A 25693-nucleotide genomic window follows, 5' to 3' on the forward strand; every position below is an offset into this window, starting at 1 on the left:
TCGGGCGCTGTGGGTCTTGCTCGCAACTGCTGTGGCGGGGCTGTTGTTCGCGCCCGTGTTCGGGTTCTGGTCGTTGGTGGCGCCGGTCGCCGCTGTGGCTGTGGCCTGCTACGTGGTTGTCGAGCTGTGCGTGCGGTTTCCCGCCTTGCGGCCGTGGCGGCCGGTGCTTGCGCTCGTCGTCGGTCTGTTCGCGTTGACCGAGGTGTCGCTGAGCCACACCACGCGCGGCGGGCTGCCCACAATGGACAGTCTCCGCGCGCTTCTCGCCGGCGTCACCGACTCCTGGCAGCTCGCCCTGCAGTCGACCTGGCCGGTGCGGCCGGACGCGGAGCTGTTGCTGTTCGTGCCGATGTTGGTGTTGTTCGCCGCCATGGTGGGGATCGAGTTGCTGCGGTGGCCGGCCGTGGCCGTGTTGCCGAGCCTCGTGCTTCTCCTGCTGAGCCAGGCTTTCGTCGCCGTGTCGGGCACCGTCGCGACGCTGGTGGCGCTGGGTTACGCGGCCGTCGTCGCCGGGTTGTTCTACACCCGGGCACGGACGGCGGTCGTGTTGACGGTCGTGCTGAGCGTGGTGGCCGGGCTCGCGACCCTGACCGTCCACACCGGACCAGCCTATTCGGTGCAGCGGAGCCAGTCCGCGCAGGTGGCGTTGCCGAGGACGGTCAACCCGCTGAGCGAGGTCGCCGCGCGGATGGCGGATCCGGACACGCCGGTGTTCAGCTACACGAGCGACGCGCCGGTGGATCGCTGGCGGCTCGTGGTGCTCGACGACTTCGACGGCGTCACCTGGACGGCGAGCGATCAGTACCGCAGGCTCGGCGCCGAGATCGGACCACGGACGGATGTGCCGGCGGCCTCCTACTCCGCGCGGCTCACGGTGCCAGGCGACAGCCAGTGGGTGCCGAGCCAGGCCATGCCGGAGTCGGTCACCGGCATCGCGCCCCTGATCGACCAGGACACCGGCACGTTGCTGCTGCCGGCACGGACCGGGCCGGTGGAGTACGAACTGCGGTGGTGGGAACAGAACGGTGACCTGGAAGGGATCGCCGACGCCGCGGTGGCCTCCGACATCGAACCCGGTGGCCTCGGCGCCGTGCCGTCCGGCATCGCCGAGCTGGCTCGCGAGGCGACCGGGGGTGCGCGGCCGACGGTCAAGACCGCGCTCGTGCTGGAGCAGTTCCTGAGCCGCGGGTACAAGTTCGCCACGGGAGACGAGCTGCCCACCGGGAGCAGTTGGCCGCAGCTGCGGTCGTTCCTGCTCGACACCAAGCGCGGCACGAGCGAGCAGTTCGCCGCGTCCTATGTGGTCCTCGCCAGGATCGTCGGCATCCCCGCCCGGCTGGCCGTCGGGTACCGCGCGCCCGCGGGTACTGACGGCCGCGTCGTGGTGCGCAACGAGGACGTGCTCGCCTGGCCCGAGATCGCGGTGGCGGGGGTCGGCTGGGTGCCGCTGGACCCGATCGGCGCCGCGAGTGGCGCGGACGCGGCGCCGTCCCCGTTGGCGGAGGTCATGGCGAAGGCCCGCGCACAGCTGCCGCCACCCGACCAGAAACTGCCCGACCCACCGCTGCCCGAGGCGGAGCCGGCGCCCGGCCCGGGGTTCGGGGTCGGCGTCGGGACGATGGCCGCGTGGCTCGGGTCCGGCCTGCTCGGGCTGTTCGTGTTTGTGGTGCTTGCCATCCCGGTGGCGAAACTGGTCCGGACGGTGCGCCGCAGGCGTTTCACCGGCGTTCGCGGCGTGGTCGGCGCCTGGTCGGAGGCCCGGGACCTGCTGCGTGCGCACGGCACGCGGGTCACGCCCGGCATGACCCCGCGTGACCTCGCCGCGGTCACCGGAGGCTCCATTGTGGACAGTCTACACCGCCTGGCGGTCAACCTGGACATCGCCCTGTGGTCGGGCAAGGGGGCGAACGAGAGCACGGTCGCCGAGTCGTGGTCGGCCGTACGGGAGATCCGCGGCACGCTGGCGAGACGGTCCCTCGCCGCACGCATCAGGGCGGTGTTCGTGATCCGATGAACGTTCTGGTTGGTCGGGGCCCGGTCGCCGAGGTGTACGCCGTCGAGAAGGCGGCGTTGAAGCTGTTTCCGGGCAAGTTCGACCGGCGCACGCTCGCGACGATCGAGCGGGAACGGACCAGGCTGGCGTCGGCGCCGGTGTTGCGGTTCGACGGCGTCGAGGTGGTCAAGGGCAGGCACGCGCTGCGGATGGAGCTGTGCGCCGACTCACTGGCCGCTCGTGTGGCGCGGGACGGACCGCTGGCCTCGGAGGAAGTGGCCGCGCTGTGCGAGGTCCTGTCCCGCGCGTTGGCCGCGGCGCACGGGCGCGGCGTCCTGCACGGCGGGGTGAGCCCGGCGAACGTCCTGTACCGCACGACCGGTGAACCCGTGCTGGCGGACTTCGGTGTGGCGCAACGGCAGGCGTTCCGGCGGGACCCGCTGGACGGCGTCGAATGGGTGTCGCCGGAGACGTTGCGCACCGGCGAGGTGACCGCGAAGACCGACCTGTACGGCCTCGGCGCGGTCCTGCACTTCGCGCTGACGGGCGAGTCGCCGCACCCGAGCCGGATCGGGGAGACGACCGGCGAGCGGATCCTTCGCGTGCTCGGCGAACCGGTGCCCGCGATCAGCCGGCCGGATGTCCCGATCGGACTGTCCACGACGATCGGTCGCCTGCTGGCGCCGGATCCGGCGAAGCGGACCGCGCCGTGGACGGAGGACGTGCCCGAGACACGGCCGCCGTCCGGGCCACGGGTGTGGTGGTGGGCCGCGGTCGTGGTGCTGGCGGTGGTGTCGGCGGTGGTCTTCTGGCCGCGACAAGGGACATCGCCGCCTCCCGCGCCCGTTTCGTCAGCACCGGTGATCGAACTCGACGAGCCCGTCGATCTCACCGATCAGGTGTCGCTGCGCTGGACCACGACCGACGACTCGCTGTACTTCGCCGTGATCTTCTGGGTCGAGGGCGCGGAGCGGAAGTCGGAGCTGGCGGAGTTCAATCGCGCGATGACCGTACCCGTCGAGCCGGACCGCGCGTACTGCTTCTTCGTCCGCGGCACCAACGGGGACAAGTCCTACGAAAGCCAGTCCAGGGCCGTACGGGGAGCGGTCTGCAATCGCTGAGGAGGCCGGCATGGAGCCGGAACTGCTGCACAAAGGTGGAATCCTGTTACCAAGAGGGCACAGCAGCCTGGCGAACGGCGTCGTGCGTGCCGCGCCGGGCGCGGTGCATGCCCTCGCGCTCGGCGGTGGTTACACGGTCGGTCCCAGCGAGGGCCGCATGGTCTACTTCGGACGCAACCGTCCGCTGGTGCACGTCTGCATCGGCGAGGACGACCAGCAGGTCAGCCGCGTGCACGGCGAGCTCACCCACCACCGCGGCCGCTGGTGGCTGCGCAACACGGGCCGCAGGCCGATTCGGCTGCCCCGCTCGCAGTGGCTGTTCGCCGACGAAGGCGCCATCCCGCTGGCCGATGGCTTCACCCCGTTGCACGTGCCCGGTTCCCGTGACCGCGAGCACCTGCTCGAGATCTTCGTGACCGGCGCCGACGGCGACCAACCCCGCTCCCGCCACGCCGACGACACCGACCCGCCGAGGCCGCACGCGCTCACCGCGGACGAGCAGCTGATGCTCGTCGTACTGGGCCAGCGCTACCTCCTGCGCGAGCCCAACCCCAAACCGTTGACATGGAAGGAAGCCGCCCGCCAACTGGCCGAGCTCCAACCGGCGGCGGGCTGGACCCCCAAGAAGCTCGAGCACCGGGTCGGCGTCGTGCGCGATCGCCTGTCCCGCCGCGGCGTGCCCCAACTGACCCGCGAGGAGGTGGGCGAACCCGTGGGGAACGCCCTCAACGACAACCTTCTCCGCGAGCTGGTGCGCTCGACCGCGTTGACTCCCAAGGACCTGGACCTGCTGGACTAGGTGGTCAGCCGCCGAGCATCGCGGGCACCGAGACGGAGTAGACGCCGATCGGGAGGCACTCCGCGTCCTGGATACTGGTGAGGCAGCGCTCCCAGCCGACCACCGTGCTGCCGTCGGCGCTGATCATCGGGTCGTTCAGGAACGCGATGTCCCGCGCCTGCGGCAGCATGACCTCCCGCTGGTTCACCAGGTCGAACACGTACCCTGGCGCGGAGCCGTACCACTGGCCGTCGCCACGCTGACGTTCGAACGTGAGCAGGGTGCCGTCGTGGTTGACCCAGTACGGGTTCACCACCCAGGTGTACCCGTCCGTCCAGGCCTTGACGGTCGTCGGGACCGCGCCGGGAGTGGTGGCGACCTTCCTGATCACGAACCGGTCGGGGCAGGTCTCGCAGCTGTAGAAGACCCACTGCCCGTCGCCGCTGATGGCGTAGGTGCTCCGCTCGCCCTCCGGCAGGGTTCGCAGCTCGCCGGTGTCGGCGTTCAGCAGCGTGAGCCGGCTGGTCTCGGTAGGGGTCCGCCGGTAGTCCAACACGAACGTGGTGCCGTCGGCGTCGGCCTTGGGATTGCTCAGTGCGCAACCGTGGATCGGTTCGGGGCAGTTCAGGAGTTCCTCGGTCACGCCGGTCGTGAGGTCGTGCCGGTACACACCATCGGCGGCCCCGAACGTCAGCCGGCGTTCGTCGGCGGACAGAGCCAGGTTGGTCGTGCTGGTGGGCGCGGGAACCACGTGCACGGCGCCGGTCGTGAGATCTCGGACGTAGATGCCGAAGACGTCGTCGGGGGAGTAGCCCTCATAGACGACCGTGTCGCCGTCCCGGCTGATGGCCCCTGTCAGCATGCGCACCAGTCTGCCGGCAGGATCCAGGCCGACCAGCTCCAGCTCACCCGTGCGCAGGTCCTTGCGCATCGCGTAGGAGCCCTGCGACTGGGCGGTGCGGAACGGCTCGGGCACCAGCACGCTGCTGCTGCGGACCGAGAGAAGCACGTATCGGCCGTCGGCCGACAGCCCTCTCGGGAAGACGCCGTTGGTCGTGTCGGGTGTGCCGGCGGCGTCCTTGTCGATCCGGGTCATGGCGGGGCCGGGGCCGGTCGGCCTCGACGTGGCCTGGCCGGTGCCCGCGAAGTTCGTGGCCGCCACCGACACCGTGTACCGCTCCCCGTTGACGGTGCCGTCGACCGTGACCTTGTTCTGGTGCCCGCCAACGGTGATCGTGCGCCCGCCGGGCCGCAGGGTGACCGTGTAGCCCGTGAGGGGAAGCCCGCCGTCGTCGCTGGGTGGCGTCCATGCGAGCTGGACACGGGCACCGCTGTTCCGAACCTGCGTCAGGGTCGGGGCGCTGGGCACGGTCGGCTCGGCCCTGGTCGGTGTGTAGAAGTAGCCCGCCGCGTCCACGATCCCGTCGACCTCGCCGCGGTGGTTGTACACCGAGACGCCGGCGCCCTCGACGATCGTCGCGTTGGACACGATCTTTCCGGCCGGCAGGTTGAGCGTGGAGGTCTGCGGTTGCGCGCCGCCCTGGGGCCACGTAATCAGGTGCGTGTCCTCGGTCGGGTAGGCGGCGGTGACGGTGAGCAGCGCGGCGGTGCGCCCGCCGGGTGGCACGGCCGCGCTCGCGAGCGCGGCCGACCTGGTCTCGCCTGCCTCGATCGGGTTGAGCGGGATCAGCCGGGTGTCCATCACGCGCGCGGGCGCCGGGGCCGCGATGTACCTGCCGCCGGCGCCGGGCGCGAACCAGCCGACCACGTCGGCGATGACATGGGTGTCGCCCGCGAGGTTGGCGATCCGGATGGCGCCGTCGGACCCGATCCCGGCCACCGCGAGGTTCGCCCGCGTGACACCGGCGGCCAGGTTCAGCGTGGAGGTGCTGGCGCCGCCGCTGGGCGTGACGCGGAGGAAAGTGTTGGCCGTGGGAGTCACCCCGGTCAGGTTGACCACGACCGAGGTCGCCGTCGTGGGCACACCCGCGACACCGCGCACCGGCAGCGTCAGCTGCTGCCCCGGCCCGAGCGCGCTGGGGTGCCCGCCGTTGGTCGCGCGGGTGTCGAGGATCCGGGTCGGCGACGCGGCCGAGGCGAACCCGTCCCCGCCACCGGTGCCGAGGTAGCCGACCAGGTCGACGACCATGTCGATGGATCCGTTGCGGTTGAGCACGCGGAAAGCGCGGTCGGGCCCGAGCGTCACGACCGCCGCGACGGCCGCGGTCTCACCGAGCGCCAGGTTCAGCGTCGAGGTGTTCGCGAACTGCGTGGGGAAGGCGCTCAGGAACGTGTCGCTGGTGCCTCCGGTCCCGGTCAGGTTGATCACGACGGCGGTCGCGTCGGCCGGCACGCCGGGCACCGCGACGGTCATGGTCTCGCCCGCCCCGAGTGGCTTGGGGTGCCCACCGGTGTCGGTGCGCGTGTCCACGATCCGGGTCGGTGTGGCGAGTGCCGTGTAGCGGGCGCCGGGTAACTCGGCGGCCGCGGCGGCTCCGGCGGCCGGCAGCCATCCGATGGCGACCGCGACCGTGGTCAGGACAACAGCAAGTCTTCGTGCGGAACTCATCGACGCCCCCAGGAGTACACAGTGGAGCAAAGCCTGTCACGGCACCCACAGCGTCGCCAAGTGAGATCTTTGCCTCTTGTCGCCCGAGGCCTTACGCTGACTGATACATCCGATGTCTCGGAGGTGTCGATGGATCGGCGTGACTTCCTGCGTGCCGCGACTACGGTAGCGGCCACCGGATATCTGCTCGGCGCCGAAACCGCCGTTGCTGATCGGCGGACAGTACATCGGATGTGGCGGGAGTATCTGGCCGCACCCGACACACATCCGTTGATCCCTAACGTCTCCTACGCCGGCTACCGGCGGGGCGAGCACCGGTTGCCGCGACCGCCGGTGCGCGCGACCGTGACCCGGTTCGGTGCCGTCGGGGACGGGGTGACCGACTCGACGGCCGCGTTCCGGGCCGCGATCGACGCGGTCGGCGCCGCTGGTGGCGGGGCGGTGCTGGTCCCGCCAGGGCGTTACCGGCTGACCGGGGTGATCTGGATGCACCACAGTCGCGTCGTCCTGCGCGGCGCCGGTCGTGGCCGCACCACGTTGTTCTTCGACGAGTCCCTGACCTCCAGCTACCGCCCGCCGGGCCGGCGCGAGTGGTCGTTCTCCGGCGGCATGGTGTGGTTCATCCCGCGCGAACTTCGGGAATCGTTGGAAGCCAGGGACTTCAACGGCAACGAGGGCTGGATGGACAACAGGGACCTCTCCGAGGTCACCGCCGCCGTGCCGCGAGGCGCCCGGCGGATCCCCGTGGCCGACCCGTCCGCGTTCACCGCGGGCCAGCATGTGTTGCTGCTGGCCGAGAACACGCCGGACAGCAGCCTGCTGGCACACCTCGCAGGCGACGTGCCGGGCGCCGCGGCCTATCCGTGGGCGACGGCCGGGCTCCGGCTGCGGCCGGACCTGTCCGACTGGGTGCTGGTCGAGAACTTCAGCCACTACCGCTTCCCCGTGCGGATCGCGCGGGTCGAACGGGGTGCCGTGGTGCTGGCGCAACCGCTCAAGATCGACCTGCGCCCGGCGTGGCGGCCGCGGTTCGTCACGCTCGGGCCGGTCGTCACGGAGTCCGGCATCGAGGACCTGACCATCGAGATGCGGCAGGCCCCGCAGGCGCTGCACAACGCGGATCCCGGCTTCAACGGGCCGAACTTCCAGGCGGCGCTGAACTGCTGGGCGCGCGACGTCGACCTCTGGCACGCCGACAACGGCTTCGGGCTGACCACGTCGAAGGGGATCACGCTGACGAACGTGCGGGTGGGCGGCCGTGCCCGGCACCATTCCTTCGTGTGCCGAGTGCAGTCCCACGACATGCTCGTCGACAGGTTCGAGATCCTCCCGGCCACCACCCCGCTCGCGGCGGGCGCGGTGTACCACGGCATCAACACCGAGGGGTTCACGTCGGGCAACGTGTGGTCCAACGGCACGATGGACGGCACCTTCGACTCGCACCGCGCGCTGCCGTTCGAGAGCGTCCGGACCGCGATCACCGTGAACAATACGGGAAACACCGGCGGCGCGAACGACGCCGGACCGCGGTGGGGCGCCAGGTTCTGCCACTGGAACATCGACGTCACGAACGGCCGCTCGCACGCCATCCGCCTGGAGGAACACGCGCCACGCAGCGCCATGATCGGCGTGCGCGGCACCACCGCCCCGACCGACCACCCGAAGGACTTCGGCGGCGAACTGTCCAGTGTGGTCGACGCGCTGGACGAGCGGGTGACACCGGTCAACCTGTACGAGGCCCAACTGAGGGCGCGCCTGCGGTGACCCCTGGCCCGAACTCAGGGTAGATCCAGGGGGTTTACCGGATCACCGGCGTGCCGTGGCGGGGAATCCTCTTCGGACATGAGAACTCTTCGAGGGGCCGCACTGGCGGCGCTTGCCATGATCGGTCTGGCCACGACGGCGTCCGCCGACCCGGTGCCCACCTTCGACTTCGCCGACTGCCCCACGATTCCCGAGGCCGCCGACCCGGCGCAGTGGCGCTGCGAGGTGCTGATGTCGAACGGCACCGTCAAGTTCGGCGCCATCGCGGAACAGCCCAGCGGTGCCATGCGCCTGACGTTCGCCGAAGGTCAGCTGGACGGTCAGTACGCCCAGGTCTTCGGCGCGCTGCGGGCCGAGCCGACCCGCGTGCCCGGCGGACTGGTCGGCGGCGAGGACCGGAACCCGTTGCTCCGTATGGACATCCAGATCGAGTACGCGGGCTACGCCGACTTCCTCTCCGTCGGCGACCAGATGGGCGAACAACATCTGAAGCTCAGGGTGATCTCCCCGCTGCTGCCGAACACCTGCACGATCGGCAGCGACGAGGATCCCATCAGGTTCAAACCCGTCAGGACGAGCGGGCCCGACGTGATCTCCACCAACCCGAGGGTGCTCAGGTTCACCATCGAGGACAAGACGTTCGCGGTACCGAGGGCGCAGGGCTGCGGCGTGCTCAACCGGTTGGTGGACAAGCGGTTCGGTCTACCAGCCCCGGCCGGCACCAACGCGATCACGTTCACCACGCTGGTGGGACTGAAGAGTTACCAACAGAGTTGACAGTGCGCGGCGGCGTCTGGTGACCTGTTGACGCGGACCGAACGCGGTTCGGCTCTCTGGGGAGGCTGGCTGTGAAGAACCTTGCCCTCGTCCTTGGCGCGACTGTCGCGATCACCGGACTCTCGGCGTCACCCGCGAGCGCGGACGACCCGCCGGGCACATCGGACGACTGCACACTCCTGTGGGTCACGGCGGAGTCGTTCGGTTCCGGCGTGCACTTCGGCGACTCGCGGCTGCAGTGCCCGGTCGTCACCGACACCGGCTGGCGCTGGGAACTCGACGGAGTCCAGATCGAGCGCGGCTTCCAAAGTCCGCTCGGCCCCGGTGAGGTGCCGGTCTTCGCCGACATCGAACGGGCCACCTCACCGGGGCGGGAGCTGTGCTTCTTTCCCCAGGCCTGGGGAAACGACAAGGGAAAGGCCTGCGTCACGACCTGAGCGGTCCTGCCCGAGGGGTCACGTCGCCTCAGCCTCGAAAGACGCGCTCATGTCGTTCAACCCAGATCCACCGATAATCATGCTGCCCGTGCGCGGTTCTGTGGATCCGGCGGGCGAAGTCCGCTTCGCTGGCGGTTTCCGCGCGCTGGCGCTGTCCCGAAAGACGCTTTCGGGTCGTTGAACGTCATCAGCGCGTCTTTCGAGACATCGGCGATGCCCCGAACGCGTCTTTCGGGACCCAGCGGGTGCGCGTCGGGCGCTGTGCGCCCGACGCCCGCGAAGTGTCTGACCAGGCCCACAACTCTCTCGCAAGGTGCGACCTCCCGACAAGATCATCGGCGGATTCAGGTTCAACGACATCAGCGCGTCTTTCAGGACATCGGCCATGCCTCGAACTAGTCTTCCTCGATCAACGCCGGTAGCTTGCCGGTCTTCACCAACTCGGCGAGTTCCGCGTGGTCGGCTTCTGTTCGGTCCGCGTAGGCGAAGGCGTATCTCGTGAACGCCTCGTCCACCTCCTCGCCGTCCTTGCCGTCGAAGTAGCCGGCCAGCAGCCGGGGGTCCACCGATCGGTTGTGTGCTCGGGCGAGGAGGGAACCGGCGAGTCGGCCGTAGTCGTCGAGGTCGTCGCGTTTGAGCGTCGTGGTGTCGATCTCGCCCTTGCGGTTGCGGAACTGTCGCACGATGAACGGGCGGCCCTCGATGGTCGTCCAGCCGAGCAGGATGTCCGTCTCCACCTGGACCAGCCGCGCGCCGTGCACGATGCGCTTTCCTTCGTGCTTCACCGGTGGCACGTCGAGGAACGGCGCGAGCGCTGATCGTCGCGCTTCCTTGGCTTGCAGCACAAGGGCTTCTTGTCCGTTGCCGTGTAGCAGGATCAGGTAGTTACGTAGGCCGACGCTGCCCGTGCCGACGACGCGGGCGGCCACGTCCGACACGCCGTACCGCATGATGAGGTTGCGGCGCGACTCGCGCAGAGTGTCCACATAGGAGGGCAGCGCGGAGACCACGGCGTCGGCGGTCGCGTCTGGTACGGCGGTGAGCGTCGGCGGGTTCGTGATGAACCGCCACCGTTCGCCGTCGTGTGCCGTCCATTTCGTGGCGAAGCGGGCGCTGGTGTTCCTGCGGGACTTCTCCGCCGCCTTGGCGAAGTCGTTGACGAGGTCGTCGGCCTTGACCTGCGACAGCACTGACTCGTCCGCCAGCGCGGACCACGAGTCCAGGAACGGGATCTCCGCAAGGTGGCGGACACCCGTGCGGTAGGCGCGCACGGCGTCCTCGGCGGCGTCGCGGCAGCCCTTGTCCGACACGCCGCCGGTGCGGCCCGCGAGCACCAGCGAGGCCACCAACCGCTTGAGGTCCCACTCCCACGGGCCCGGCAGCGTCTCGTCGAAGTCGTTGATGTCCATGACGATCTGGCCGTCGGGCGTGCCGTACAGACCGAAGTTGGCCGCGTGCGCGTCCCCGCACAGCTGCGCGGTGAGCCCGGTCGACACACCGGCGGCCAGGTCGCCGGCCATCAGCCCGGCGGAGCCGCGGAAGAACGCGAACGGGGACGCCAGCATCCGCCCGACCCGTAGCGGGATGAGCTCGTCGAGCCGGCCGACGTTGCTGGCGTGCATGAACTCCAGGACGGACGGGCGGTCGGGCGCCAGCGACATCGCGCGGTGGTCGTCGAAGTCCACTGTCGAGCGCAGTGCGCGACCACGCGCGTACACCTCTGCCGGCTCGGTCCACGTGCCAAGCGCGGCGGCGGTCCGCGCCCGTGTGCGTTCACCCATGCGTTCCATCATGCCTGGTCACACACCGGGGTCAGACGATTTCAGAACTGCTCGCTGCCCACGACCCTGAGCAGCTCCAGCTGGTCGAGGTCCTGTGTGCCGGGTGGCGCGGTGAAGATGAACAGCCGCTGGTCCTCGCTGGGCGTCAGCAGGATCTCGCAGTCCAGCACGATCGGCCCGATCGCCGGGTGCAGCACCCGCATGCGGCTGTGCCGGGGCACGGCCACCTCGTGCAGCTCCCACAGCGCGGCGAACTCCTCGCTGCTCGCGGAGAGCCGCTTGACCAGCGCGGCGGCGTCGGCGTCGTCGCCGCGCCGGGCCACGGCCGCGCGTAGGTCGGCGACGAGACGGTGGCCGTGCTCGTCCCGCTCCTCGGCCGGGTACGCCTCCGGCACCGCGGGGTCGTTGAACCAACGCCACACGATGTTGTGGTCCTGGCCGCAGTCGTGGCGGCGCACCGAGCAGATCGTGCCGAAAAGCGCCTGTGCCAGAGCGTTCTGCGCGAGCAGGTCGCCGAGATCGGTGAGGATCTGTGCCGGCGTGGCGGTGAGCTGGTCCAGTAGGTACAGCAGGCCGGGCCGGACGTGGTTGCCGGCCAGGCGCCCCGCGGGCGGGCGGTGGCCGGCGAGCACGTGGAGATGGTCGCGTTCGTCCTCGGTCAGGCGCAGTGCGCGAGCCAGCGCGGTGAGTACCTGGGTGGACGGTTGCGGGCCGCGCGCCTGCTCCAGGCGCATGAGGTAGTCGGTGGAAATCCCGGCGAGCTGCGTGACCTCTTCGCGCCGCAGCCCCGGGGTGCGCCGCCGTGGCCCGGTCGGCAGCCCGACCTCGTGTGGACGGAGCCGCTCCCGCGATCGGCGGAGGAAGTCGGCCAGCTCGCGACGGTCCATGACGCCATGATCCCGCCGTGCGCGGCGCCGAGCCAAGGATCGCCGGTCCTAGGGTGAACGGTCCGCTGCCGGACGGCAGGACACGGTGCCAGCCTGGTGGCATCCGACAGAGAGGGAATGTCATGCCACAGGCAGTACGGTTCGACGGGTACGGCGATGTCGACGTCCTTCAGGTCGTGGACGTGCCCCGGCCGGTCCCCGGTCGTGGTCAGGTGCTGGTCGAGGTGAAGGCCGCGGGGATCAACCCTGGGGAGATCGCCATCCGTTCCGGTGTGTTCGCGGAGCGTTGGCCATCGACGTTCCCGTCGGGGCAGGGCAGCGACCTTGCCGGCGTGGTGGCCGAGGTCGGTGATGGCGTGACGGGAGTCGCGGCCGGCGACGAGGTGATCGGGTTCACCGACAACCGCGCCAGCCACGCCCAGTTCGTGCTCGTCGATGCGGAGAACCTCACGCCACGCCTGTCCGGCGTGTCCTGGGAGGTGGCCGGCGGACTGTACGTGGCCGGGACGACGGCCTACGCGGCCGTCCGGGCGGTGTCCCTGACGCCGGGCGACACGGTCGTGGTGTCGGCAGCGGCGGGCGGGGTCGGTTCGATCGTCGTGCAGCTCGCCAAGCTCGCCGGCGTCACGGTCATCGGGCTGGCCGGCCCGGCCAACCACGAGTGGCTCGCCGAGCACGGCGTCGTCCCGGTCACGTACGGCGATGGCGTTGCCGACCGAATCCGGGAGGCCGCCGGCGGCCCCGTGAACGCGTTCGTCGACCTTTTCGGCGGCGGTTACGTCGACCTGGCGATCGAGCTGGGCGTCGCCCCGGACCGCATCGACACGATCATCGACATGGCGGCCGCGGCGAAGTACGGCACCAAGACGGAGGGCAACGCCGCCGCGGCGACCGCCGACGTGCTCGCGGAACTCGCCGCCCTGGTCGACAAGGGTGCCCTGGACGTCCCGATCGCGAAGGTCTACCCGCTCACCGAGGTCCGCGCCGCCTACGAGGATCTGGCGAACCGGCACACCCGCGGCAAGATCGTGCTGCTTCCCTGACGGGCCGGGGGGTCACGTCGCACGGGCAGCCCGGCTGCCTGTGCGACGCCCGCTTAGTCCTCGACCCACTCGAGTAAGTCGCCTGGTTGGCAGTCGAGCACCCGGCACATGGCTTCCAGTGTGCTGAAGCGGACCGCCTTGGCGCGGCCGTTCTTCAGTACCGCCACGTTCGCCGGCGTGAGGCCGACCCGTTCGGCGAACTCGCCGACGCTCATCTTTCGCTTGGCCAGCTCGACGTCGATGCGCACCACGATCGGCATCAGATCACCGAGTCCATGTCGGTACGCAGGATCGTGGCCTGCCGGAGCAGTGCACGCATCACCACCATCAAAAGACCCACCACAGCAACGACCATCACCATCAGCAACAGCAACATTGGTGCTCCGGGGTCGTCCGCGGTGATGCCGACGAAGAGGAACACACCCACGAGCACCGTCCACCCCGCTGCGATGGCCCACACGATCGTGTCCACCCATCGCAACGCGGCCTCGGTGAAGATGCGGTCCTTCTGGACCAGGGTGAGCAGCTTCCAGGTGCACACGATCACCACCTGGACGCACAGCACCATGAACACCGACGCGGCGGTCATCGGCCACCTCGCGTAGCTCAGGTCCGGGGACTCCTCGGCCATGTACCGGACCTGCCCGGGCAGCGACAGGAACTGGAACACGAGCAGGACCCCGAACAGCAGCACGAGGAAGACTCTGAGCGGCACGACGACCACCCGATGCGCTGAGATCATGCATCGAGTGTCGCTCGATATCTATCGAATGTCAATCGATAGCGACGCCGTGGCTCTGGATTCGGAAGTAGTCGGCGGCGACGTCGAGGTCCGTGGCGGTGCCGGCGCGGGTGAAGGCCACGAGCCCGGCGCCGGTCGGCGCCGCGGCCAGCGTGGTGGCACCCATGAACTTGTAGACGCTGCCGTCGCGTGAGTAGTACGCCCGGTAGGTGTCACCCCTCTTGGTGAGTCGCAGCCACACGGCGCCGTCGTCCCCGACGAGCCGCTGCGCCTCCGCCCCGGTGACCTGTGTCGTGGTCACCACGCCGTTCTCCTCCCGGAGGAGCACCAGGCGTCGCTTGTTGATGGGAGCGCTCGCATCCGCCATCTCCCACGCCAGCTTCACGTAGTTGTCGTCGTCGGCGTAGGCGATCACACCGCCCTGTTCGTTGTTGCCGGCCAGCGGACGGGAGAACACGAGCCGCGACTCCGCGGTCCAGTCGCCGTTCACGTCCTGCAGCGCCACGTTCCGCGTGGTGTTCACGTTCTCCTGGAGGTCGCCGGTCCGTGCCGCGATCACGAGTGCTCCGCCGGACAGGCGCCACGTGCCGGCGTCCGGACGCACCCAGCGCCACTGGGGGCCGAGCGTGGTTGCGTCGAACTCGTCGCTTCCCGTGATCGCGGTGTCGAAGTCGACGGTGTGGACCGCTGTCTCACCGCCGTTCGTGACGGTCACCCTCGCCTGGCCGTTCGGCTCGCTCGCCTGCGTGACGGTGACCGTGGCGGCCGGGTCGGTGGCGGCGGCCGCGACCGTCGCCACCGGTGCTCCCGCCGGCAGGAGCACGTGGGACCCGGTGAGTTCCTTGCCGTTCACGGTCAGGCTCTTCAGTGTCGTGTCGGGGACGAAGTCGAAGACGTAGTTCTTCACGATCGACCCGAACCGGCTCTCCTTGGCCACCTTCACGACGGCACGCCCTGCCACTTGCGACACGATCTGGTACCTGGCCGCGGGATCGGCCGGGATGACCTTCGTGATCGCCGGCGAACCGCCGCCGGCCACGGGCACACGGTAGGACGCGGCGGACAGGTCGAAGCCGCCGATCGTCCGCCCGTCGACCACGATCTTGATCGACAGCGGACCGTCGTCCACCGGGATCGCCCTGCCGCTGAACTCCTGCCAGTACCGCACGCTGGTGTCGCGCCAGCCGGCCGCGTCGGCCTCGTGCAGCGCGAGCTTCGCCCGGACCTCCGCGAAGCGCCGGATGTCCACATGGGATTCGAGCGAGTCCCACGTCTCCCGCAGCCAGGTCACGTACTGGACGCCGGTCTGGTAGCGGTTGACCAGTTCCGCCCACAGCGTTCTGCCGCTGCGCATCGGGTGGTCCCACGGTACGTGGTGGAACCACATCAACAGGTTCTCCGGCACCGTGTCGATGTCGCCGTACCGGTCCGCGAGCGTGGGGAAGTACTGGGCGGCGAGGTCGCTCCCGGTCGGCGAGCGGTCGTAGCCCAACCCGACGCTGTCCGCCCGGTTGTAGTACACCGGGCTCCAGTCGTCGCGGATGAACCACTGGGCCGGGTCGGGTCCATAGTGGTCACTGGACCGGAACTGGTGCGCGACGCCGAGCGGTGTCTGGTAGTTCACCAGCGCTTCCCAGGAGCCCATCATCATCGTCACGATGGTCTGCACCACGTGTTTGTTGTTGCTCCAGGTCATCCTGGTCCAGTCGGTCGCGATGTCGCGGGAGCCCAGCGTCCAGTCCCAGGCCTGCCGGCCGAACGCGAACAGGTTCGCCTGGGCGAAGTGGTGCCCGGTCACGTTGTCCGCGTTGCCAAGGTTGGCCACGCCCACGATCGCGGTGTCCCGGTGCCCCTGCGCGGTTCCGTCGACGATGTCGCCGACCCGTCGCTCGTCGAGCAGCCTGCCCTGCGCGTCGGTCGCGAACGTGTCGGTCTTGAGGACCTCCTCCCACATCGGACCGAGGTAGCAGAGCATCCGGCTCTGGCCCGTGTACTCCTGGGTGATCTGCAGTTCGATCGCCTGGTTGGTGTTCTCCATGCGGCCGAACATGGGGTGGAGGGGTTCGCGTGCCTGGAAGTCCAGCGGCCCGTTCTTGGTCTGCAGGAACACGTTGTCCCGGAAGCGGCCGCGCGTTCCGTCGGCTTGCGGCTCGTCGTCGATGTAGCCGAACTCGAGGTAGGCGCGCTTCAACCGGTCGCCGTCCACCTCCGGGTTGTAGACGAACGTGCGCCAGTAGATCGTCATACCCAGTGGCGCCACCGCGTCCGCGAGACCGTTGGCGCCGTCGCCGTGGTCGTAGCCGAAGTCCTGCGGGCCCGGCCGGCCTTCGGAGTTGGCCTTCACGGTGAAGCCGACGAAGTCCGGAATGGACGCCTGGATGCCCGCCGCCCTGCGGTGCCACCAACCCTGGAACTCGGCGCTGTAGGGGTCGAGCTGCTGGTTGGTCAGCGTGTCCGGCGCGAACCGGGGATCCGTTGGTGCCGTGTAGTTGATGGAGATGGCAAGCCTGATCCCGTAGGGCCGCAGGGCATCCGCCAGCGCGGCCGCCTTCTCCACGTACTCCGGGGTGAGGTAGGCGTTGTTGGCGTTCACGTTGTTGATCGTGATGCCGTTGATGCCCACGGACGCCAACGCCCGCGCCGTCACCAGGTAGCGGTCGAGGATGACCGGCAGGTTCTTCCCGGCGCTGGCGCCGGTGGCGGCGAAGTTGAAGATCGCCCCGGTCTCGCCGTCCAGCCCGCCGGTCCCGGCCGGGTCGTTGCCGGCGTAGAGGCGCTCGGTCTCCCAGTAGTTCAGGTGGCGATGGCGCACCTTGGGGGAGTCGGTGATGTCCAGATGTGCGATGGGTTGCCACGTCTGCATACGGCGTAGGAAGGCGAACGTCCCGTACAGCGCGCCGATGTCGGTCCGGCCGGCGATCACGGTGAAGCTGTGCCGACCACGGTTGACCGTGCGGATGAGGTAGCCGTCGTCGGCGACGGCCGAGAGGTCACGGGCGGAGATGTGCCGCCGCACGACGGGCGAGCTGTCCCGCGTGCCGACGACCACCGCGCCGTCCGGAACCTCGCCGCCGTCCCGCACCGGCACCGCACGGTCGGTCAGCCCGCCCAGCCCCCGGACCAGTTCCGCCCTGGCCGCGGCCAAAGTGGACTCCGACAACGCCTCGGTCGACCCCGGCGCCATGCCCAGGCCCGGCGTGTGGCGGTGCGCCTTGACGCGATCAGCGTTCTCCACGACGATCGCCGTGGTCGACTCCCGGTACCGCCGGAGCAGGCGAGGGTCGCTCACCGGAACGTAGCGTAGCCACAGGTCCGACCCGTCGTACGTGTCGTCCCGCGGGGTGGCGACGGCCGGCGGTGCCACGGTCATCAGCGCGACTCCCATCACGAAGGCCACGAACGTCGCGAGGATGCTTCTCCACCAACGGGAACCGGAACTTTCGCTCATCGCGGACCACCCTCCCTGTTCGGGAGCGTACGTGGTTTTGGGAGCGCTCTCAATGCGCCGACCGCGCGACGGGCACGACGCCGACGATCACGATCAGTGGCAGGGCCCGAACCAGCCGTAGAGGCTGACCAGTTCGTTGATGGCGTACCTGCGTCGCCTACGCTCGCGCCACCGGGTCGCGCAAGATCACGTGTGGGTTGTCGTGTCCGTCGAGAGCCGCCCCGCGCCGATGATCCAAATAGGACACAGGCCTGACGAGTTGGAATAGTCCGCGTAGCTTCAACGCGGTTCCTGCTGAGTCTCGAGGACGGCTTGGGCGAGATCGCCCAGCGCGGAGTAGTAGTGGCGCTCAGCTTGATCGGTGAGGGAAGGAAGGAGGAGTCGGTGCAGGTCGTCGAGGCACTCGCGGAGGATTCGTTGGCGGTCGGGATCAAGGTCTCCCTGACGGCTGAGCCACGCGGAAACGCATCCCGCGATGTCGGCGTCCAACAGTACGAAGTCAATCCCGTCGATGTCCTTACCGCGTAGCCGCGGCGGGAAGGGACGACGCAGGTGTTCGTTCCACAGCACCGCTATGCGCTCGTGAGAAACGGTCATGGTCACTCCTGGAGATCCGGGACGTCGATCGAACGTCGGAAGAGTCGTCAGGTCCGCTGGACGCAGAACTCGTTGCCCTCGGGGTCGGTGAGCGTGACCCATCCGTCGTACCTGGCCACGACCGACGCCCCCAGTGCCACGAGACGCTCGACTTCCGCGTCGAGGTCGGTGCATGTCAGGTCCAGGTGGACCCGGTTCTTCACGGTCTTGGGCTCGGGAACCGACTGGAAGAACAACCGAGGGCGGACTCCCGGCCCGGCTTCCACCACCACCGTCGGGTCGTCCTCCGGATCGTCGATGCCCTTGCCGCGCAGGCGGGCCAGCTCGGCATCGTCGTAGGGGGCCACCTGGTGGTCGTCGAGGGCGGCTGCCCAGAACCGGGCGAGCGACGCCGGGTGGGCGCAGTCGAACACGACGTCATGGATCTTCGCCACGGCGTCACTATCCCACGGTGCTGCCCTTTCGGGCGCCGGGCGTCGCCCGTGCGACGGCGCTTCGGGCAGTCGGCGAGGTGCAGGGCCGTGCGACAACTTCCCTAGTACCCCAGCGAAGGAGAACGTCATGCCCGGTCATCTTGTCGCTCATGTTCCCCAGAGCCAGACGATGTCGTGTTGGGCCGCGGCCGCCGCCATGTTGCTCGGCTGGCGCGACAGCGTGTGCTACGACGACGACACCATTCTCGAGCGGTTCCCGCAGTTCGGCACCGACGGCCAGGACGAGGCCGAGTGCCGCGTGATGGTGAAGGAACTCGGCATGTTCGAACATCCCGAGTTATGCCGCACCCCCGCGGCGTGGTGGCAGGTTCTCGAGGCCGCGCCGGTCATGGTGGCCATCCCCGGCCACTGGATCGTCGTGTCGGCGATCGAGGGCGACGACGAGAGCGGCTGGTACCTGTACGTCCTCGACCCCGCCGCCGGCGAGGGTTGGCAGACCTACGAACAGGTCGAGCAGAACTACGAGCTGGACACCCTCGCCTGCGACATGCTTCAGCTCTGAGGCCGCCCGTAGTCCAGGGGCAGCGCCTGCAGCCGTTCCACCGGGATGTCCGCCAGCGTCAGCCAGGTGTAGGAGTCGTCGTCGGGGATCTCGTTGGTCGGGTCGGTCAGCAGGTGGTACGGGTTCACGCCGCCGTACGGGCGCGGGTCCTCGGCCTGGGTGGCGAGCGAGCCGGACTTGTCGGACATGATCAGCCCGTACTCCTGCATGGCCCTGGCGATGGTGCGTGCGGCGGGGGAGCGCAGGGTGTTCACGTCGAAGGCGGGGTCGAGCCGGAAACGTTGCCCCTCGCACGGGAAGTCCGCGCCCTCGGTGTTGCCGTCGTTGCGGTTCGCCGGCCAGGAGTTGCAGTTCGCCCGCACGCGGACGGTCTGGATGTTGAGCGCGTGGTCGATGCGTCCCCGCCGCAGCTCCTCGATGCGGATCAGGAACGCGCCGAACGGGAGGCCGGTGGCGGCCGCGCCGAGCGGGTTGTCGAAGATGCCGGGGTTGCGGGAGTAGTGCTCGATCTTCCCGCCCCAGCAGGCGGACCAGTTTCCCTCGCTGTCCTGCTCTGCGCGCCAGAAGTCCCAGTAGGTGTCGGTGGACGGCTGGTAGATCGCGACCGTGTTGTCGGTGCCCTGCGACACCAGCATCCCGGGCGGTGTCGGCACGGACGACAGCGTGTCGGCGATCACCGGCGCCAGGTGCGGCAGATCGAGGCAGTCGGAGAAGGTCCAGCGCAGCCGTGGCGTGTGCCGCCCGACGGTGTAGACCGGGGACGACCAGGTGTGCGTGTTGAACGCCCACACCTGGAAGTTCTCGTCCTTGTCCTGCTTGATGTTCGCCACGATCGCCGCCGAGTTCTCCGCGAGCGGCACGTGTCGGGGCAGCTTGGTGTTCCACGGACCGGACCTGGCGAAGCCGTTGCTCGGCCGGTGCGGGGCCGTTTCGCTCCGCGCGGGTGACAGCAGCCCGCCGGTCAGGATCAGGGACAGGGAAAGGGCGGCCAGCACGGCCCTCACGTTCCGGCGCATGACCGGCACTCTATGAACGTGGGCGTGGTCGTGTCGCCCGAGTCCGACCCTGGTGTTTTCCCGCCACCACCCTGGGTTCTAATCCGCGAGGACGCGTCGCAGCTCGCCCCGGTCGGCGACGTCCAGCTTGCGGAACACGTTGGTCAGGTGGAACTCGACGGTCTTCGTGCTCAACACCAACCGTTCCGCGATCTCCCGGTTCGACAGGCCGTGGCACACCAGGGTCACGACGGCCCGTTCCGCGCGGGTGAGGTCGTCGAGCGCGGCCGGCGGCGCCTCCAGCGACAGGCCCGCGGCGTCGCTCACGGCCAGGGTCTGCGCCGCATACGCCCACGCGCCAAGGAACCTGAACTGCCGGAGCACCGACCGCAGTGTCCGTTCCGCCGCGGCTCGCCTGCCGAGAGCGGCCTGACAGACGCCGGCCAGCAGTTCGGCGCGCGCGGCCTCGATCGGCAACCCGACCGTGCGGGCAAGGCCGAGCGCCCGCACGCACTCGTCGAGTGCCTGCCCGTGGCGTTCGGCGGCGAGCGCGAGCCGTGCCCGCACCCGCGCGATCGCGACCTGTGTGGACAGTCGATCCTGGTGGACCAGCGTGGCGGTGAAGGCATCCAGCGCCTTGGCGGCTTCCGCGACGCGACCCAGCTGGGACAGCGCGTCGGCACGTAACGGCCCGAGCAGGCTGGTGCCGGACTCGCGGCCGGGGTAGTACAACGCCAGCTCCTCGGCCGCCGCCAGCAGAGCGGAGCCGTCGCCGCGTGCCTGGGCGATCCCGGCCTTGGCGGCGGCCGCGTAGGACAGCGCCGACGGCGTGCCGACCTTGCGGGCCCACGTGGCCGCCGTGGCCGCGTGGGACTCCGCCTTCTCCCATTCACCTTGTGCCGCCAACGGATAGCTGGCCAGGGCGTGCAGCATGGCGTAGTCCCAGAACCGGTTGTTCTCCTCGGCGTCACCGACCGCGAGCTCGGCGTGCAGGACGGCCTCGTCCAGCGCGCCACGCCGGTACTCGACCTCACCGAGAAAGCCGAGCGCCTGGGCGGTGCGCAGGGTCTCGCCGCCGATGGCCCGAGCCACGGCCGTGGTCAGGTCCCGGTGGGCCCCGTCGAGGTCGTCGGTCCACAACCGGGTCATGCCGCGTGCCACCAGACCGTCGATGCCAGACGGCGCACCCGGTTCGTCCACAGCGGACAGTTCGGCCAGCGCCTCGGTGCCCCGCCCGGCCACCGCCAACCCGACGGTTCTGGCAAGCCACGCGTGCGCCGCCACCCACGGGGTGCGTGCGGTGGCCACCGCCGTGGCGCCGTGGGTGATCATCTCCTGCCACGACAGGGTCAGCACCGCGATGATCGTCAACTGGGTGGCGATCCGTGCCTCGAGATCGTCCGGCTGACCCGGCTCGCTCGTGTGGACCGCCGCCAGCGCGCGGTCGAGCAGGGTCTTCGCGTCGGCGATCTGGCCGGTCAGCATGAGCTGGTAGCCCGCCACGTAGTCCGACCACGGCCCCGACCCGGTGGCCAGGTCACCCTGGTACCGCGCCGTGGTGGCGACGTCGCCGACGACGAGCAGCGCCTCGACCGCGGTCAGCAGGCGGCGACGCCGGGCCGGCCCCGGTGGCGTGAGGTCGAGCGCGTGCCGCAGGTGCACGGCGGCCGGCAGCAACCGCCCTTCCCTGACGTGCTCGTGGGCCGCCTGTTCGATGTCGTCCGCGAGCCGCGCGTCCGGTCCGTGCGCGGCGGCGACGCGGTGCCAGACGGCCCCGGAACCACCGCTGCGCGCGGCCCGCAGGTGCAGGTCCCGGCGCCGCGTCCGGTCGAGGTCGTGGTAGACCAACCCGCGCACCAGGGTGCTGGTGAACGCGAGGTCCTGCCCCATCGAGCCGGGGATCTCCTCAAGCAGCCGCGCCTCGACCGCCTCGGCGACCGCGTCGGCGGTGACGTCGCCCAGTTGGCGTGCCTGGGCCAGGCTGAACCGCCGCCCGATCACCGCGCCCGCGGCGACCAGCTCCCGGGTCGCCGTCTGACACGAGGCGAGTCGCGACCGCACGGTCGTCGCGATTTCCCTTGGCGCGGGCAGCGAGCCGTGCCCGAAGACGATGGAGTGCATGGGCAGCTCGTCGAGCAGGTGCCGCACGTGCAACGGATGGCCCCCCGTGTGCTCGTGGAGGCGAGCGGCCCCCGCGAGCGACAGCCCAGGGTGACCGGCGCCGACCGCGAGCCGCACCAGGTCCGCCGGCGGCAGACCGGCCAGGTCAAGGCGGACGCCCCGGTCCGAGTCGAGCAACCGCCGCCACCCGTCGTCGAGCCCGCCGCCCTGCCGGACGACGATGACCATCACGGGCTCGCCGGCCAACCGCCGCACCGTGAGCCGCACCGCCGCCATCGACGACCGATCCGCCCACTGCGCGTCGTCGATCACGACCACCCGCTCGGTCCCCCTGAGGAACGCGGCCAACGTGTGCGCGAGGAAAACCGGACTGGCAGAGCCCTCAGCCGGTATGAGCTGCGACAGCACTGCCCACGGCAGTTCCGCTTCCTCCTCGTCACCGCTGGCCCAGACCGAGACCGCCCCGGTCGTGCCGAGGAAGTGGCGCACCAGGGCGGTCTTCCCCACCCCGGCGTCGCCCGAGACCCCCACGACGCGAACGTCCCCGCGTCGCACCGTCTCCCACACCCGTTGCAGGACAGCGAGTTCCCGATGACGTCCGACGAACCGGGGTCCCATGTCTCACATGGTGTCACTCGGTCCGTGACGTTTCGCCCTCCTGCTGGCCGGCATCGACGACCGGCGGGGACCAGAACGGTGCCGCCTCCGGAGGTACGGCGACCGCGAACTGCGTCCCGTTGAACGCGGGAGTGCTGGTGAACAACGCCCCCTCGAACGTGGCAGAGCCGGTGAACCGGGCCTCGCGGAAGATGCTCTCGTTGAACCCGGTTTCCTTGAACGAGGCGTCCCGGGTGAACTGCGCCGAGGAGAACGACGTGGCGCCGGTGAACCGGGCTTCGTCGAACCAGGTGTCGTGGCTGAACGTGGCCGCGTGGAACGTGGTGGTGCCGGTGAACAGGGCCCTGATGTACGAGGCGCTGTCGGTGAAGTGGGCGTTGCTGAACCAGACGCTGTCGGTGAACCGCGCCTCGCGGAACGAGGCGAAGCCGGTGAACCGGGCGCCGTGGAACACCGCCGCGCCGGTGAACTCGGCCTTGTCGAAAGAGGTTCGGCCGGTGAGGTGGGCGTTGGTGAACCTGATCGTGTTGGCCCGGCAGCCGATGAGGTCGAGGTTGATGAGGGTGGCACCGGTGAGGTCGAGGTCGATGTCCTCCCAGAAGGTGGCCACAGGACGGGAGCGGGAGCCGCCGGGACGCAGGTGGATGGTGAGGAGGCGTTGTGCGGTAAGGCGGACCTCGCGTTCCTGCACCTGCTCCACGGTGAGCGTCGTGTCGTCGTCGGGTGGGGCGTCGGGCATGCGGAGGTAGGCGCAGAGCACGTTGACGATGGTCTGCCGCTGCTTGACGTGGTCCTGGGCGAGGCGTTCCAGGGCGTACAACCCGCCCAACCGGACCGGGGCCTTCTCCGAGCCGAGCTGCTCGACCGCCTTGGTGTACAGGTCGGTGATCCGTCGCGCCTCGGCATCGGCTTCGGTGGTCAGCGCGACCCGCTCCTGCAGGAACTGGTCGCGCTCCTTCTGCTTGAGGGCGATCTCCGTGCTGCGCTGCCGGCGGGCGGCGAGCAGCAGCGCGGCCGCGCCGCCGGTGCCGACCACGATGGTGCCCGCGGTGCGGATCGCGTCCAGCCGCACACGGTTGGCCTCGGCGTCCCCGCCGGTGTAGGCGAGCAGCAACCACACCGCCACGCCGACCCCGGCCAGCACGACGCCGACCGCCCACACCAGGATCGTCCGCTCCGACAGGACCTCGTAGTGCGGAGCGGCCCGCCAACCTCGTAATTCAGTCGTCACATCGACACATGTCGCGATCCGGGCGGCCGGTGCAACGCCCTTCCCACCAGATGATCCGCCCGGCTTGACAGAGGTACCCCCCAGGGGTATATCTTCTACCCGTACCGGGTACCCCTAAGGAGGAGGTCGAGATGCGAGGGTACACAGCCGGCAAGGACGACTACCTGAAGCGTCTGCGTCGGATCGAGGGCCAGATCCGCGGCTTGCAGCGGATGGTCGAGAGCGACGAGTACTGCATCGACGTGCTCACGCAGATCTCGGCCGCCACCAAGGCGTTGCAGTCGGTGTCGCTGGGCCTGCTCGACGAGCACCTCAAGCACTGTGTCGCCGAGGCGGTCGCCGAGGGCGGCGAGATCGCCGACCTGAAAGTTCGCGAGGCGAGCGACGCGATCGCCCGTCTTGTCCGTTCCTGAAACAGGAGAAGGAGTCCTCTGATGATCGAGAAGACCTACACCGTGACCGGTATGACCTGCGGCCACTGCGCTACCTCGGTGCGTGAGGAGGTCGGCGCCATCACGGGCGTGACCGATGTGGCCGTGGACGTGCCCACCGGGAAGGTGACCGTCAGCAGCGAGTCCGAGCTCGGTGTCGACGAGGTGCGTGCGGCTGTCGAAGAAGCCGGGTACCAGCTGACCGCCTGAGTGCGGACAGCCACGAGACAAGGATTGCCATGAACACTGCAACGAAGCTCTCCGCCTACGGTGTAGCGCTCGCCCTGGTCGCCGGTGGCGCCTGGGCGGTCGGCAGCGCTGTCGGTCCCATCAAGAGCGAGGCGACGAACGAGGGCGCCGCGCACGGGGACACTCACAGCGACACCGTCGCGGAGACTCAGCAGGTCGCCGACCTGCCCGCGGGCCTCGCGTCGTCCAGGGGCGGATACACCCTCGCGCCCACCAGCACGACGCTGACCACGGGAACCAACACCTTCACCTTCCGCATCACCGGCCCCGACGACAAGCCGGTGACCCGGTTCGACGTCGAGCACGAGAAGCGGCTGCACCTGATCGTGGTGCGCCGGGACACCGCCGGTTTCCAGCACGTGCACCCGGAGATGGACGCCGACGGCACCTGGTCCGTGCCGCTCACGCTCCCGAGGGCCGGCAGCTATCGGGCCTTCGCCGACTTCGCGCCCACCGGGGGCGAGGCGACCACGCTCGGTGTCGACCTGTCCGTACCGGGTGACTACCAGCCGAGTGACTACCAGCCCTCGCGGGTCGCGACCGTGGACGGCTACGAGGTGAAGCTCGAGGGCGACCTCGTCCCCGGCAAGACCGCCGAGCTGGACCTGACCGTCAGCAAGGACGGGCAACCGGTCACCGATCTGCAGCCCTACCTAGGGGCCTACGGGCACCTGGTGGCGTTGCGCGTCGGCGACCTCGCCTACCTGCACGTGCACCCCGACGGCGAACCCGGCGACGGCGAAACGAAGCCCGGCCCGACCGTCACGTTCTTCGCGGAGGTCCCCTCGGCCGGCGCCTACCGGTTGTTCCTGGACTTCCAGCACGGCGGCACCGTGCGCACGGCCGAGTTCACCCTCGCCACCGACGGGCACGTCCCGGCACAACCGGCGCCGACGACCGGTCACGCCGACGACGGCCACGGCCACAACTGAGCTGGGGAGGAGAAGCCATGACATTTCCTGTGCCAACCTCAGGATCGAAGGCAGGCCGAGTGCTTCGCAACCGCACCTCAGGGGAACGTGACGCAAGCCAGCCACAAGTACGTGACCAGACAGAACCGTCTGTCCGCGACGTGACCAACACATTGAATTCCGGGGAGGCGGAACAGCAGCCAC

The 25693-nt window shown here is 69.7% G+C and carries 22 protein-coding genes; 11 read left to right on the forward strand and 11 right to left on the reverse strand.

The features are described from left to right. Positions 1–16 precede the first annotated feature (16 nt). The 3 genes from VF106_RS34825 to VF106_RS34835 are packed head-to-tail and all read left to right on the forward strand — an operon-like array spanning position 17 to position 3913. Positions 17–2014 carry a transglutaminase TgpA family protein gene (locus VF106_RS34825; RefSeq protein ID WP_330844188.1) on the forward strand — a complete coding sequence of 666 codons (1998 nt, stop codon included), beginning with the start codon at positions 17–19 and terminating at the stop codon, positions 2012–2014. After that, positions 2011–3114 carry a serine/threonine-protein kinase gene (locus VF106_RS34830; RefSeq protein ID WP_330844189.1) on the forward strand — a complete coding sequence of 368 codons (1104 nt, stop codon included), beginning with the start codon at positions 2011–2013 and terminating at the stop codon, positions 3112–3114. The genes VF106_RS34825 and VF106_RS34830 overlap by 4 nt, the downstream gene beginning before the upstream one ends. Positions 3115–3124: 10 nt before the next feature. Further along, positions 3125–3913: an FHA domain-containing protein gene (locus VF106_RS34835; protein WP_330844190.1), complete on the forward strand. Its 789-nt coding sequence runs from the start codon at positions 3125–3127 to the stop codon at positions 3911–3913. A 4-nt stretch (positions 3914–3917) separates the two neighbouring features. Here VF106_RS34835 and VF106_RS34840 read toward each other — a convergent pair whose 3' ends face one another. Beyond that, a complete protein-coding gene (locus tag VF106_RS34840; RefSeq protein ID WP_330844191.1) occupies positions 3918–6461 on the reverse strand; it encodes a fibronectin type III domain-containing protein in 2544 nt (847 codons plus the stop codon). A gap of 129 nt (positions 6462–6590) precedes the next feature. Between VF106_RS34840 and VF106_RS34845 the strand changes: the two genes are divergently transcribed. From VF106_RS34845 to VF106_RS34855, 3 genes are all read left to right on the forward strand, one after another. After that, a complete protein-coding gene (locus VF106_RS34845) occupies positions 6591–8225 on the forward strand; it encodes a glycosyl hydrolase family 28-related protein (protein ID WP_330844192.1) in 1635 nt (544 codons plus the stop codon). A 78-nt stretch (positions 8226–8303) separates the two neighbouring features. Beyond that, the gene (locus tag VF106_RS34850; protein ID WP_330844193.1) at positions 8304–9002 is read left to right on the forward strand and encodes a hypothetical protein; all 699 of its coding nucleotides are present in this window, start codon (positions 8304–8306) and stop codon (positions 9000–9002) included. Positions 9003–9073: 71 nt separating this feature from the next. Continuing rightward, positions 9074–9439: a hypothetical protein gene (locus VF106_RS34855; RefSeq protein WP_330844194.1), complete on the forward strand. Its 366-nt coding sequence runs from the start codon at positions 9074–9076 to the stop codon at positions 9437–9439. 395 nt (positions 9440–9834) lie between these two features. On the opposite strand, the gene VF106_RS34860 is transcribed toward VF106_RS34855, so the two are convergent. Together VF106_RS34860 and VF106_RS34865 are read right to left on the reverse strand one after the other, a co-directional pair. Continuing rightward, a complete protein-coding gene (locus VF106_RS34860) occupies positions 9835–11220 on the reverse strand; it encodes a DUF2252 domain-containing protein (protein ID WP_330844195.1) in 1386 nt (461 codons plus the stop codon). A 41-nt stretch (positions 11221–11261) separates the two neighbouring features. Next, on the reverse strand, positions 11262–12107 hold the full coding sequence (locus VF106_RS34865; RefSeq protein WP_330844196.1) for a helix-turn-helix transcriptional regulator: 846 nt from the start codon (positions 12105–12107) through the stop codon (positions 11262–11264). Between the two features lie 122 nt (positions 12108–12229). Between VF106_RS34865 and VF106_RS34870 the strand changes: the two genes are divergently transcribed. Further along, the gene (locus tag VF106_RS34870; RefSeq protein WP_330844197.1) at positions 12230–13150 is read left to right on the forward strand and encodes an NADP-dependent oxidoreductase; all 921 of its coding nucleotides are present in this window, start codon (positions 12230–12232) and stop codon (positions 13148–13150) included. A gap of 53 nt (positions 13151–13203) precedes the next feature. Here VF106_RS34870 and VF106_RS34875 read toward each other — a convergent pair whose 3' ends face one another. The 5 genes from VF106_RS34875 to VF106_RS34895 form a co-directional block, all read right to left on the reverse strand. Beyond that, positions 13204–13410: a helix-turn-helix domain-containing protein gene (locus tag VF106_RS34875; protein ID WP_088962527.1), complete on the reverse strand. Its 207-nt coding sequence runs from the start codon at positions 13408–13410 to the stop codon at positions 13204–13206. Further along, entirely contained in the window at positions 13410–13892 is a 483-nt protein-coding gene (locus VF106_RS34880) for a DUF2975 domain-containing protein (protein ID WP_330844198.1), read from the reverse strand. The genes VF106_RS34875 and VF106_RS34880 overlap by 1 nt, the downstream gene beginning before the upstream one ends. A 31-nt stretch (positions 13893–13923) precedes the next feature. After that, positions 13924–17340 carry an alpha-glucuronidase family glycosyl hydrolase gene (locus VF106_RS34885; protein ID WP_330844199.1) on the reverse strand — a complete coding sequence of 1139 codons (3417 nt, stop codon included), beginning with the start codon at positions 17338–17340 and terminating at the stop codon, positions 13924–13926. A gap of 279 nt (positions 17341–17619) precedes the next feature. Beyond that, on the reverse strand, positions 17620–17937 hold the full coding sequence (locus VF106_RS34890) for a hypothetical protein (RefSeq protein WP_330844200.1): 318 nt from the start codon (positions 17935–17937) through the stop codon (positions 17620–17622). A gap of 47 nt (positions 17938–17984) precedes the next feature. Further along, positions 17985–18371: a VOC family protein gene (locus tag VF106_RS34895; protein WP_330844201.1), complete on the reverse strand. Its 387-nt coding sequence runs from the start codon at positions 18369–18371 to the stop codon at positions 17985–17987. A 127-nt stretch (positions 18372–18498) separates the two neighbouring features. Between VF106_RS34895 and VF106_RS34900 the strand changes: the two genes are divergently transcribed. Then, positions 18499–18933 (forward strand): papain-like cysteine protease family protein, encoded by a 435-nt coding sequence (locus VF106_RS34900; RefSeq protein WP_330844202.1) that lies wholly within the window; start codon positions 18499–18501, stop codon positions 18931–18933. Here VF106_RS34900 and VF106_RS34905 read toward each other — a convergent pair. From VF106_RS34905 to VF106_RS34915, 3 genes are all read right to left on the reverse strand, one after another. After that, entirely contained in the window at positions 18924–19949 is a 1026-nt protein-coding gene (locus VF106_RS34905; protein WP_330844203.1) for a hypothetical protein, read from the reverse strand. The two genes, VF106_RS34900 and VF106_RS34905, sit on opposite strands and share 10 nt — an antisense overlap. A gap of 78 nt (positions 19950–20027) precedes the next feature. Next, on the reverse strand, positions 20028–22667 hold the full coding sequence (locus VF106_RS34910; RefSeq protein ID WP_330844204.1) for an AAA family ATPase: 2640 nt from the start codon (positions 22665–22667) through the stop codon (positions 20028–20030). Between the two features lie 13 nt (positions 22668–22680). Next, on the reverse strand, positions 22681–23898 hold the full coding sequence (locus VF106_RS34915; protein WP_330844205.1) for a pentapeptide repeat-containing protein: 1218 nt from the start codon (positions 23896–23898) through the stop codon (positions 22681–22683). 131 nt (positions 23899–24029) lie between these two features. Between VF106_RS34915 and VF106_RS34920 the strand changes: the two genes are divergently transcribed. The 3 genes from VF106_RS34920 to VF106_RS34930 are packed head-to-tail and all read left to right on the forward strand — an operon-like array spanning position 24030 to position 25510. Next, positions 24030–24311 carry a metal-sensitive transcriptional regulator gene (locus tag VF106_RS34920; RefSeq protein ID WP_330844206.1) on the forward strand — a complete coding sequence of 94 codons (282 nt, stop codon included), beginning with the start codon at positions 24030–24032 and terminating at the stop codon, positions 24309–24311. A gap of 21 nt (positions 24312–24332) precedes the next feature. After that, the gene (locus tag VF106_RS34925) at positions 24333–24539 is read left to right on the forward strand and encodes a heavy-metal-associated domain-containing protein (RefSeq protein ID WP_330844207.1); all 207 of its coding nucleotides are present in this window, start codon (positions 24333–24335) and stop codon (positions 24537–24539) included. Positions 24540–24568: 29 nt separating this feature from the next. Further along, positions 24569–25510, forward strand: a complete 942-nt coding sequence (locus tag VF106_RS34930; protein ID WP_330844208.1) for a DUF8832 domain-containing protein — start codon at positions 24569–24571, stop codon at positions 25508–25510. Positions 25511–25693: the final 183 nt, after the last annotated feature.

It is taken from the genome of Actinophytocola sp. (genome assembly GCF_036378875.1).
GTDB lineage: Bacteria > Actinomycetota > Actinomycetes > Mycobacteriales > Pseudonocardiaceae > Actinophytocola.

Bases quoted from the DNA above. Each gene is read 5' to 3' on its own strand.
- VF106_RS34900 (WP_330844202.1), top strand. From the start codon at position 18,499: ATGCCCGGTCATCTTGTCGCTCATGTTCCCCAGAGCCAGACGATGTCG.
- VF106_RS34850 (WP_330844193.1), top strand. From the start codon at position 8,304: ATGAGAACTCTTCGAGGGGCCGCACTGGCGGCGCTTGCCATGATCGGT.
- VF106_RS34890 (WP_330844200.1), bottom strand. From the start codon at position 17,937: ATGACCGTTTCTCACGAGCGCATAGCGGTGCTGTGGAACGAACACCTG.
- VF106_RS34925 (WP_330844207.1), top strand. From the start codon at position 24,333: ATGATCGAGAAGACCTACACCGTGACCGGTATGACCTGCGGCCACTGC.
- VF106_RS34880 (WP_330844198.1), bottom strand. From the start codon at position 13,892: ATGATCTCAGCGCATCGGGTGGTCGTCGTGCCGCTCAGAGTCTTCCTC.
- VF106_RS34840 (WP_330844191.1), bottom strand. From the start codon at position 6,461: ATGAGTTCCGCACGAAGACTTGCTGTTGTCCTGACCACGGTCGCGGTC.
- VF106_RS34845 (WP_330844192.1), top strand. From the start codon at position 6,591: ATGGATCGGCGTGACTTCCTGCGTGCCGCGACTACGGTAGCGGCCACC.
- VF106_RS34860 (WP_330844195.1), bottom strand. From the start codon at position 11,220: ATGGGTGAACGCACACGGGCGCGGACCGCCGCCGCGCTTGGCACGTGG.
- VF106_RS34920 (WP_330844206.1), top strand. From the start codon at position 24,030: ATGCGAGGGTACACAGCCGGCAAGGACGACTACCTGAAGCGTCTGCGT.
- VF106_RS34910 (WP_330844204.1), bottom strand. From the start codon at position 22,667: ATGGGACCCCGGTTCGTCGGACGTCATCGGGAACTCGCTGTCCTGCAA.
- VF106_RS34875 (WP_088962527.1), bottom strand. From the start codon at position 13,410: ATGCCGATCGTGGTGCGCATCGACGTCGAGCTGGCCAAGCGAAAGATG.
- VF106_RS34865 (WP_330844196.1), bottom strand. From the start codon at position 12,107: ATGGACCGTCGCGAGCTGGCCGACTTCCTCCGCCGATCGCGGGAGCGG.
- VF106_RS34930 (WP_330844208.1), top strand. From the start codon at position 24,569: ATGAACACTGCAACGAAGCTCTCCGCCTACGGTGTAGCGCTCGCCCTG.
- VF106_RS34885 (WP_330844199.1), bottom strand. From the start codon at position 17,340: ATGAGCGAAAGTTCCGGTTCCCGTTGGTGGAGAAGCATCCTCGCGACG.
- VF106_RS34905 (WP_330844203.1), bottom strand. From the start codon at position 19,949: ATGCGCCGGAACGTGAGGGCCGTGCTGGCCGCCCTTTCCCTGTCCCTG.
- VF106_RS34835 (WP_330844190.1), top strand. From the start codon at position 3,125: ATGGAGCCGGAACTGCTGCACAAAGGTGGAATCCTGTTACCAAGAGGG.
- VF106_RS34830 (WP_330844189.1), top strand. From the start codon at position 2,011: ATGAACGTTCTGGTTGGTCGGGGCCCGGTCGCCGAGGTGTACGCCGTC.
- VF106_RS34870 (WP_330844197.1), top strand. From the start codon at position 12,230: ATGCCACAGGCAGTACGGTTCGACGGGTACGGCGATGTCGACGTCCTT.